At 72.7% G+C, this 9,436-nt stretch carries 8 protein-coding genes; 2 read left to right on the top strand and 6 right to left on the bottom strand.

Features of this window, described 5'->3' with window-relative positions; genetic code table 11:
* Nucleotides 1-645 precede the first annotated feature (645 nt).
* Nucleotides 646-1,644, top strand: a complete 999-nt coding sequence (gene trpS, locus ACFY15_RS08255) for a tryptophan--tRNA ligase (protein WP_390687998.1) — start codon at nucleotides 646-648, stop codon at nucleotides 1,642-1,644.
* A gap of 58 nt (nucleotides 1,645-1,702) precedes the next feature.
* Here trpS and proC read toward each other — a convergent pair whose 3' ends face one another.
* The 5 genes from proC to ACFY15_RS08230 all read right to left on the bottom strand — a co-directional run bounded on the left by proC (nucleotide 1,703) and on the right by ACFY15_RS08230 (nucleotide 5,196).
* The gene (proC, locus tag ACFY15_RS08250; RefSeq protein WP_366449638.1) at nucleotides 1,703-2,512 is read right to left on the bottom strand and encodes a pyrroline-5-carboxylate reductase; all 810 of its coding nucleotides are present in this window, start codon (nucleotides 2,510-2,512) and stop codon (nucleotides 1,703-1,705) included.
* A 99-nt stretch (nucleotides 2,513-2,611) separates the two neighbouring features.
* Nucleotides 2,612-3,349: an ABC transporter permease gene (locus ACFY15_RS08245; protein WP_390687999.1), complete on the bottom strand. Its 738-nt coding sequence runs from the start codon at nucleotides 3,347-3,349 to the stop codon at nucleotides 2,612-2,614.
* On the bottom strand, nucleotides 3,346-4,200 hold the full coding sequence (locus tag ACFY15_RS08240; protein ID WP_390688000.1) for an ABC transporter ATP-binding protein: 855 nt from the start codon (nucleotides 4,198-4,200) through the stop codon (nucleotides 3,346-3,348). The genes ACFY15_RS08245 and ACFY15_RS08240 overlap by 4 nt, the downstream gene beginning before the upstream one ends.
* An 83-nt stretch (nucleotides 4,201-4,283) precedes the next feature.
* Nucleotides 4,284-4,811: a hypothetical protein gene (locus ACFY15_RS08235; RefSeq protein ID WP_390688001.1), complete on the bottom strand. Its 528-nt coding sequence runs from the start codon at nucleotides 4,809-4,811 to the stop codon at nucleotides 4,284-4,286.
* 79 nt (nucleotides 4,812-4,890) lie between these two features.
* Nucleotides 4,891-5,196 carry a peptidase gene (locus tag ACFY15_RS08230; protein ID WP_390688002.1) on the bottom strand — a complete coding sequence of 102 codons (306 nt, stop codon included), beginning with the start codon at nucleotides 5,194-5,196 and terminating at the stop codon, nucleotides 4,891-4,893.
* A gap of 106 nt (nucleotides 5,197-5,302) precedes the next feature.
* Here ACFY15_RS08230 and ACFY15_RS08225 point away from each other — a divergent pair, with 106 nt between their 5' ends.
* Complete coding sequence (locus ACFY15_RS08225; RefSeq protein WP_390688003.1) at nucleotides 5,303-7,450, top strand: protein kinase; 2,148 nt, start codon at nucleotides 5,303-5,305, stop codon at nucleotides 7,448-7,450.
* A gap of 24 nt (nucleotides 7,451-7,474) precedes the next feature.
* Here ACFY15_RS08225 and ilvD read toward each other — a convergent pair whose 3' ends face one another.
* Nucleotides 7,475-9,325: a dihydroxy-acid dehydratase gene (gene ilvD / locus ACFY15_RS08220; protein ID WP_390688004.1), complete on the bottom strand. Its 1,851-nt coding sequence runs from the start codon at nucleotides 9,323-9,325 to the stop codon at nucleotides 7,475-7,477.
* Between the last annotated feature and the right edge of the window lie 111 nt (nucleotides 9,326-9,436).

The following is a 9,436-nucleotide window of genomic DNA, read 5'->3' as shown; positions in this document are numbered from 1 at the left end:
TTCCTGCGTTTCCGACTCTATCAGACTCTTTCGTGTCCGACTTCCTCGGCGCTTTCCAGGTTCTTCGCTTTCGCGTTTTCCCTTTCCGGCGGTTCTGACTCTATCAGATCCTTTCGGGCCTGATTCCCGGTCAGCGGGATGTGCGTTCCGGGCTGTTGGGCCCTTCCGGCGAGTGAGACAGTAGCGGATTCCCTGCCCCCGAAGCCAATCGGCGGCTGCGTCCTGGAACGCGGATTCCTCATTCGCAAATACGCATGAAAACGAGACGACACAGTGCGTCGTTCGTTCGAATGAGTAGTGCGGGATGGCTGTCCGGGGACCGACCGGAGTCGGCGCTCACGTCGGACAACTCGAAGAACCTTACGGACCGGGAACAGGCGTGTCAACCCGCGGCTGACCGTCCGGCGAAACTCGCACGGTCCTCATGTCCCAGGGGCTACGCTGCCTCCCATGACCACGCATGCACCCGCGCTCAGCCTTCGTTGGTGGCCCGCCTGACGGCGGCCGACCATCCACGCGAGCACGCATGCGCTCACGGCCGCCGCCACGGCGGCCGTTTCTGTTTCTCCCCCTCCCGGGAGTGGCTCGGTCGCCCGACGCGGCGGCCCCGACACCACTCCGCAGGACGCGAGGGAGAGACAGGACATGACGAGGATCTTCAGCGGGATCACCCCGTCCGGACACCTGACGCTGGGCAACTACCTGGGGGCCCTGCGTCAGTGGGTCGCGGCCGAGCACACGCCCACGGACGCGCTGTTCTGCGTCGTCGACCTGCACGCCCTGACCGTGGAGCACGATCCGGCACGGGTGCGGCGGCTCACCCGGCAGAACGCCACGCTGTTCCTCGCCGCCGGGCTGGATCCACGGCGGTGCACCCTCTTCGTCCAGAGCCACGTCGCCGAGCACACCCGGCTGTCCTATCTGCTGGAGTGCACCGCCACCGACGGCGAGCTCCGGCGGATGATCCAGTACCGGGAGAAGTCCGCGAAGGCGGAGTCGGCCGGCCACGGCGTACGGCTGTCCCTGCTGACGTACCCCGTGCTGATGGCCGCCGACATCCTGGCCTACGCCGCCGACGAGGTGCCGGTGGGCGAGGACCAGCGGCAGCACGTGGAGCTGACCCGGGACCTGGCGGTGCGGTTCAACCAGCGGTACGGGCATACCTTCACCGTGCCCAGGGCGACGCTGCCCGCCGTGGGCGCGCGGGTCATGGACCTCCAGGACCCTACGTCGAAGATGGGGAAGTCCGGTGAGAACGGCGCCGGGATCGTCTATCTCCTCGACGAGCCCGCGGTGATCACCAAGAAGGTGATGCGTGCCGTGACGGACAGCGGTGAGGGCGGGGTGGTCTACGACCGTGCCGCGCGGCCCGGGGTGGCGAACCTGCTGGACGTCCTGGCCGCCTGTACAGGCGGGGACCCGGAGAAGCTGGCCGAGGGGTACACGCAGTACGGGCCGCTGAAGCGGGACGTCGCCGACGCCGTCGTGGAGCTGCTGCGGCCGCTGCGCGAGCGGCACGCCGGGCTTGCGGCGGATCCGGGCGAGGTGGAGCGGGTGCTGCGGGAGGGGGCCGAGCGGGCGCGGGGCATCGCGCGGCCCGTGGTGGACCGGGCGTACGAGGCCATCGGGCTGCTGCCCGCATGAAAAGGGGGAGGCCGGCCCCGGGTGCGGGGCCGGCCTCCGTCCGTGCGCGCGTCGTGCGTCAGCTGTTGCCGGTGGCGAGTTCGCGGCTGCGGTCGCGGGCCGCTTCGAGGGCGGCGATGAGGGCCGCCCGGACGCCGTGCTTCTCCAGTTCGACGATGGCGTTGATCGTCGTACCGGCGGGGGAGGTGACGGCCTCGCGGAGCTTCACGGGGTGTTCGCCGCTGTCGCGGAGCATCACGGCGGCGCCGATGGCGGCCTGGACGATGAGGTCGTGGGCCTGGGCGCGGGGCAGGCCGAGGAGGATGCCCGCGTCGGTCATGGCCTCGACGAGGAAGTAGAAGTAGGCGGGGCCGGAGCCGGAGAGGGCGGTGGCCGCGTCCTGCTGGGACTCCGGGACGCGCAGGGTCTTGCCGACGCCGCCGAAGATCTCCTCGGCGTGGGCGAGGTGCCCGGCGGTGGCGTGGCTGCCGGCCGAGATGACGGACATGGCCTCGTCGACGAGGGCGGGGGTGTTCGTCATGACGCGGACGACGGGGGTGCCGGGGGCCAGCCGCTCCTCGAAGAAGGCGGTGGGGATGCCGGCGGCGCCGCTGATGACGAGGCGGTCGGCGGGGACGTGGGGGGCGAGCTCTTCGAGGAGCTTGCCCATGTCCTGCGGCTTGACGGTGAGGATGAGGGTGTCGGCGCGCTTGGCGGCCTCGGCGTTGCTGACGGCCTCGACGCCGTAGCGGGTGTGGAGTTCGGCGGCGCGCTCCGGGCGGCGGGCGGTGACGAGCAGTTTGGCCGCGGGCCAGCCGCCGCGGATCATCCCGCTGAGCAGGGCCTCGCCGATCTTGCCGGTACCGAGGACTGCGACTGTCTGGGTCATGCCCGATTCACCTCGCCGAACGAACGTGGAGACGTACGGGGTCATCCTCGCACCGGGCGGCGTGCGGCGGGACGGGTGTCCGGTCCGTGGGCGCGGGCCCTAGGCGGTTCGGCGGCGGAGGGTGGCGGCGCCGAGGGCGAGGACGAGCAGGGCGCAGGCGGCCACGATGACGGTGTCGCGTACGAAGGCCGCGGTCATGTCGGTGTGGGTGAGGACCTGGGTCATGCCGTCGACGGCGTAGGACATCGGCATGACGTCGGAGATGCCTTCGAGAACCGGGTGCATGGTGCTGCGGGCGGCGAACAGGCCGCACAGGAGCAGCTGGGGGAAGATCACGGCCGGCATGAACTGGACGGCCTGGAACTCGGACGCGGCGAAGGCGGAGACGAACAGGCCGAGGGCGGTGCCGAGGAGGGCGTCGAGCAGGGCGACGAGCAGCAGCAGCCAGGGGGAGCCGATGACGTCGAGACCGAGGACCCAGAGGGCGAGGCCGGTGGCGAGGAGGGACTGGACGACGGCGACGGCACCGAAGGCGAGGGCGTAGCCGGCGATGAGGTCGCCCTTGCCCAGGGGCATGGCGAGGAGCCGTTCGAGGGTGCCGGAGGTGCGTTCGCGCAGGGTGGCGATCGAGGTCACGAGGAACATCGTGATGAGGGGGAAGATACCGAGGAGGGACGCGCCGATGCTGTCGAAGGTGCGCGGGCTGCCGTCGAAGACGTAGCGGAGCAGGGTCAGCATCAGGACGGGGACCAGCAGCATCAGGGCGATGGAGCGCGGGTCGTGGCGCAGCTGGCGCAGGACGCGGGCGGCGGTGGCGAGGGTGCGGGCGCCGTTCATCGCCGGTTCTCCCGGGGGAGTGTGATCTCGTTCCGGTCTGCGTTCCGGTCGGCGTTCGGGTCCGCGTTCCGGTCGCGGGCCGGGTTGGCCTCGTCGACGAGGCGGAGGAAGCCCTCTTCGACGGTGGCGCTGTGGGTGCGGGCGCGGAGGGCTTCGGGGGTGTCCTGGGCGAGGATGCGGCCTTCGCGCATGAGGAGCAGGCCGTGGCAGCGCTCGGCCTCGTCCATGACGTGGGAGGAGACGAGCAGGGTGGTGCCCCGGCCGGCGGCGAGGTGGTGGAAGAGGTCCCACAGGTCACGGCGCAGGACGGGGTCGAGGCCGACGGTGGGTTCGTCGAGGACGAGGAGTTCGGGGGTGCCGAGGAGGGCGACGGCGAGGGAGACGCGGCTGCGCTGCCCGCTGGAGAGGTTTCCGGCGAGGGCGGCGGTGTGGCTGGTGAGGTCGACGTCCGCGATGGCCTGTTCGACGGCGGCGCGGCGGCGGTCGGCTGCGGCGCGTCCGGGGTCGAGAACGGCGGCGAAGTAGTCGAGGTTCTGCCGGACGGTGAGGTCGTCGTAGACGGAGGGGGCCTGGGTGACGTAGCCGACGAGGGAGCGGAGCTCGGGGTGGCCGGCGGGGCGGCCGAGGACGTCGAGGGTGCCGGTGACGTGGGCCTGGGTCCCGACGACGGTGCGCATGAGGGTGGACTTGCCGCAGCCGGAGGGGCCGAGGAGGCCGGTGATGCGGCCACGGGGGACGTCGAAGGCGATGTGGTCGAGGACGGTGCGGGGGTTGCGGCCGGTGCCGCGGCGGACGGTGAGGTCGCGGGCGTGGACGGCGGGCGGGGGCTCGTCCGACTGATTATTCTTCACGCGATGAATAATGCTCCCGGGGGTGCCGGGCGTCAATCGGCCTGACGTGGGGAGGTTCGGCCGCTTCGTCGGCCGGGGCGCGGCTACTTCCTGCGCTTGGAACGGCGGCGGGCGGACGGGTTGCCCGTGCGGGCGCTGCGGCGGCGGGCGTACTCGGCGGCGGCGCGCTCGTGCTCGGCGCGGCGGAGCTTCTCGCCGGGGGCCTCGGTGAGGCTGCGCAGGAAGTAGGCGAGGAGGGAGCCGATGAAGCCGATCGTCTTGAGGCCCTTGAGGGCCGCCTCGTCGGAGGACGGGGCGGGGCGGCGGCCGAAGGACTCCCAGGTCTTGGCGAAGGCGATGGCGGTGGCGATCCCGAAGAGCACGATCACGGAGATGCTGAGGAAGGGACCGACGTTGCCGATCTCCAGGCCCTGGTACGCGAGGCGCAGGAGGTACGCGCCGATCACGGCGGCGACGAACGAGCCGACGGCGACGGCGGCGCGGCGCAGGGCGTAGCCGCTATCGTGGTGCACCCAGGTGGTGCCGAAGAACCGGATCGGCTCGGGCTGCGGCCCGGCGGGCTGCCCGGCCGGCGCTGCGGGGGTGCTCTGGTCTCGCTGCTCTTCGCTCACACCGGCGATTATCCACCGGCGGGACTGACCCGCCGGTGGTGTCTCACCTGGCAGAACGGCTGACCGTCCGGCTACGGCGTCAGCCGCAGCGGCCGGCGACGTAGCCGTCGGAACCGGTGTGGACGTAGGCGTCGGAGACGAACTGGCCGTTGCCGATGCAGTCCCACAGGTCGGTCGTGCCGTACGGGCCCGAGACCGTGGTGCCGGGGCACTGGCAGCGGATCGTGACGCTGGCGCCCAGGGGCAGGACCCGGACGAGGGAGTAGTTGGTGCCCGGGCCGGAGCGGACGTTCACCTGGTAGCCCGGTGCGACCTGGTAGCTCTGGAAGCCCGAGTCGGCGGCCGCGAGGCCCTCGATCTGGCTGGAATCGTTCTCTACGGACATGTGGATTCTCCCCCCATGGGTGTTGCTCCGTGCAACGCGCGCAGGGTAGCAAGCCCTTGGATGTTCCCATGGGCCATCGACTAGGCTCCTTCGGGGGTGATGAGCGGTGCAGTCGCTGCGCGCGGAATCCGCCGGGTTTCCGGAGTACGCCGGGCAGTACCGGCTCGAATCCGTACTCGGCTCCGGCGGCATGGGCGTCGTCCACCTGGCCGCCTCCAGCTCGGGGCTGAAACTCGCCGTCAAGGTCGTTCACGCCCAGCACGCCGTGGACCCGGAGTTCCGGGCGCGGTTCCGGCAGGAGGTCGCGGCCGCGCGCAGGGTGAGCGGCGCCTTCACCGCTCCCGTCGTGGACGCCGACCCGGACGCCGAACGGCCCTGGATGGCCACCCTGTTCATCGACGCCCCGACGCTGTCCGAGCGGGTGAGGGAACGCGTCCTGGACCCCGTCGAGCTCACCCGCCTCGCCGCCGGGCTGGCGGAGGCGCTGCGGGACATCCACCGGGCCGGCGTGGTGCACCGGGACCTGAAGCCGAGCAACGTGCTGATGGCGCCGGACGGGGTGCGGGTCATCGACTTCGGCATCTCGCGCCCGGCGGACAGCGACCTGCGGACGGAGACCGGCAAACTGATCGGGACCCCGCCCTTCATGGCGCCCGAGCAGTTCCAGCGGCCGCGCGAGGTGGGGACGGCCGCGGACGTGTTCGCCCTGGGTGCGGTGCTGGTGCACGCGGCGACCGGGCGGGGGCCGTTCGACTCCGACAGCCACTACCTGGTGGCGTACCAGGTCGTGCACAGCGAGCCCGACCTGACCGGGCTGCCGGCCCGGCTCGTGCCGATCGTGACGCGCTGCCTGGCCAAGGACCCGGCCGAGCGGCCGACCGCCGAGGCGCTGATCGCGGAGGTCCGGGCCGCGACGAGCCCGACGGCCGAGGACACCCAGGCCTTCATACCGCGACCGCGCCTGCCCGTCGCCGACGAGGTCCTGACCCACCAGCACGACCGCGGGGCCGCACCCGCCGCCGGACCGGCCCCGGAGGCGGGGCCCCCGTCGAAGCCCCGCCGGCGCCGCCGCGCACTGCTCGCGGCCGCCGTCGGGCTTGCCCTGGCCGCCACGGCCGCGGGCGGGTACCTGTACCTGGAGGCGGGCGACGGCCCGTCCCGCCCGCAGGACGCGCACGGGGCGGGGACGGCGCAGCGCTTCGCCCCCTGGACCGCCGAGGTCGGCGACCGGGGCACCGGCAACCGGGCCGCGGCCTGCTCCTGGCTGGCCGACGGGCTGTACTGCTCGGGGCGGGGCCTGGCCGTGGCGCGGCTGGACCCCGTGAAGGGCGCGGCACTCTGGTCCGTGCGGTCGGCGGCGGGCGCCGACCGCACGGCGGCGGACAGCGTCCCCCGGTACGGGGGCGGGGTGCTCCTGTCGGTGGCTTCGGGGAGCCGTCTGCTCCAGGCGCTGGACCCCGGCAACGGGGCGGAGCGCTGGAAGCGGGCCCTGCCGGACGCCACCCAGACGGTGGTGGCCGGCGACCGGGTGCTGCTCGCCGGGCCGACCGGGGAGGTGACCGCCCTCGACGCGGCCACCGGCGCCCCGCACTGGACGAAGAGGATCGGCGGAGTGGGCTCCGTCTGGTGGCCGGGGCCGGACGAGGCGGGGCGGCCCGCCCTGTACGTGGCCTCGCGGGACGCCGACGGCCGCTCGACGCAGCTCGCCTCCGTCGCCCCGGACAGCGGCGCCGAACGCTGGCAGCTGCGCACGTCGGGGCTGCTGCGGCTGGCGGGGGTGGCGGGCGGTGCCGCGTACCTGCTGGACGACGACGCGTCCGGCCGGACCAGGGCCGTCGTACGGGTGGACCTGGCGACCCGTGCCCAGCACCGCACCACGCTGGCGGTGCCGCTGTTCGACGCCGAGGCGGCCATCGGCCCCGACGGCACCGCCTACGCCTTCGGGACGGGCGGGCGGCTCGTCGCCGTGGGCCCGGACAAGGAGCGCTGGCAGCTGGAGACGGGCATGGCCTCCGCCTCCCGGCCGGTGTTCGCGGACGGGCGGGTCTACCTGACCGCGTCCGACGGCCGGCTGCTGGCCGTGGACGCCGCCGCCGGGAGGCTCCTCGGGCAGACCAGGCCCCGGATGGCCGCCGCGCAGGGCACCTTCAGCGCCACCCTCCCCGCCCCCGTCGTCGCCGACGGCCGGGTCTACGCCTCCGCGCCCGACGGCACGGTGTTCGCCCTGGACGCGGGGAACCCCGCCGGCTGGTGACGGCCGGCGGGGTTCCGGGGGGGGTCAGCCCAGCTTCGAGACGTCGCGGACCGCGCCCTTGTCGGCGCTGGTGGCCATCGCCGCGTACGCGCGCAGGGCCGCCGAGACCGTGCGCTCGCGGGTCTTCGGGGCGTAGACGCCGCCGAGGGCCTCGTGGCGGGCGGCCAGCACGGACTCGTCCACCAGGAGCTCGATCGACCGGTTCGGGATGTCGATGCGGATACGGTCGCCGTCCTCGACGACCGCGATGTCGCCGCCCGAGGCCGCCTCCGGGGAGGCGTGGCCGATGGACAGGCCCGAGGTTCCGCCGGAGAAGCGGCCGTCCGTCACCAGTGCGCAGACCTTGCCGAGGCCGCGGCCCTTGAGGAAGGAGGTCGGGTAGAGCATCTCCTGCATGCCGGGGCCGCCGCGCGGGCCCTCGTAGCGGATGACGACGACGTCGCCGGGCTGGATCTCCTTGCGGAGGATCTTGTCCACGGCCTCGTCCTGCGACTCGCAGACGACCGCGGGGCCCTCGAAGGTCCAGATCGACTCGTCGACGCCGGCCGTCTTCACGACGCAGCCGTCGGCCGCGATGTTGCCGCGCAGGACGGCGAGGCCGCCGTCCTTGGAGTACGCGTGCTGCACGGAACGGATGCAGCCGCCCTCGGCGTCGAGGTCGAGGGTCTCCCAGCGCTCGGACTGGGAGAAGGCGGTCGCGGAGCGCCTGCAGCCGGGGGCCGCGTGCCACAGCTCCATGGCCTCCTCGGACGCCGTGCCGGAACGGGCGTCCCACCGCGCGAGCCAGTCCTCCAGGCCGTTGGAGTGGACGGTGGTGACGTCCTTGTTGAGGAGGCCGCCGCGGTGCAGCTCGCCGAGGATGGCGGGGATGCCGCCGGCGCGGTGCACGTCCTCCATGTAGTACGTGCCGCCGGGGGCGACGTTCGGGGCGACCTTGGCCAGGCAGGGGACGCGGCGCGAGACGGCGTCGATGTCCTTGAGGTCGTAGTCCAGGCCCGCCTCCTGCGCGGCGGCCAGCAGGTGCAGGATCGTGTTGGTCGAGCCGCCCATGGCGATGTCCAGCGCCATCGCGTTCTCGAAGGCCTCGCGGGAGGCGATGCTGCGCGGCAGGACGGACTCGTCGCCGTCCTCGTAGTAGCGCTTGGTGATCTCCACGACGGTGCGGCCGGCGTTCTCGTACAGGGCGCGGCGGGCGGTGTGCGTGGCGAGGACGGAGCCGTTGCCGGGGAGAGCCAGGCCGATGGCCTCGGCGAGGCAGTTCATCGAGTTGGCGGTGAACATGCCGGAACACGAGCCGCAGGTCGGGCAGGCGTTCTCCTCGATGCGCAGGATGTCCGCGTCCGAGACGTTCTCGTTGGAGGCGTCGACCATGGCGTCGATCAGGTCCAGCTTGCGGACGGTGCCGTCGACGAGGGTGGCCTGGCCGGCCTCCATCGGGCCGCCGGAGACGAAGACGACGGGGATGTTCAGGCGCATCGCGGCCATCAGCATGCCCGGGGTGATCTTGTCGCAGTTGGAGATGCAGATCAGGGCGTCGGCGCAGTGCGCCTCGACCATGTACTCGACGCTGTCGGCGATCAGGTCGCGGGAGGGCAGGGAGTACAGCATGCCCGCGTGGCCCATGGCGATGCCGTCGTCGACCGCGATCGTGTTGAACTCGCGCGGGATCGCGCCGGCGGCGCGGATCGCGTCGGAGACGATGCGGCCGACCGGGGCCAGGTGGGTGTGGCCGGGGACGAACTCGGTGAAGGAGTTGGCGACCGCGATGATCGGCTTGCCGATGTCCTCGCTCGCTACGCCCGACGCGCGCATCAGCGCACGAGCGCCTGCCATGTTGCGGCCGTGGGTGACGGTGCGGGACCTCAGCTCGGGCATGCGGTTTCACTCCCCATGAGTGCGGCTGCGCGTACGGTCAGCCGCGACTGCGGATATGGCTCGGTTACGAGGCTACGCCCCACGCCCGCGATCCGGACAGCTGGTCCGGAT

It is taken from the genome of Streptomyces sp. NPDC001373, assembly GCF_042895815.1.
Taxonomy (GTDB): domain Bacteria; phylum Actinomycetota; class Actinomycetes; order Streptomycetales; family Streptomycetaceae; genus Streptomyces.
The sequence above is the reverse complement of the archived record's forward strand: the minus strand, read 5'-3'. Positions and strand labels throughout refer to the sequence as shown.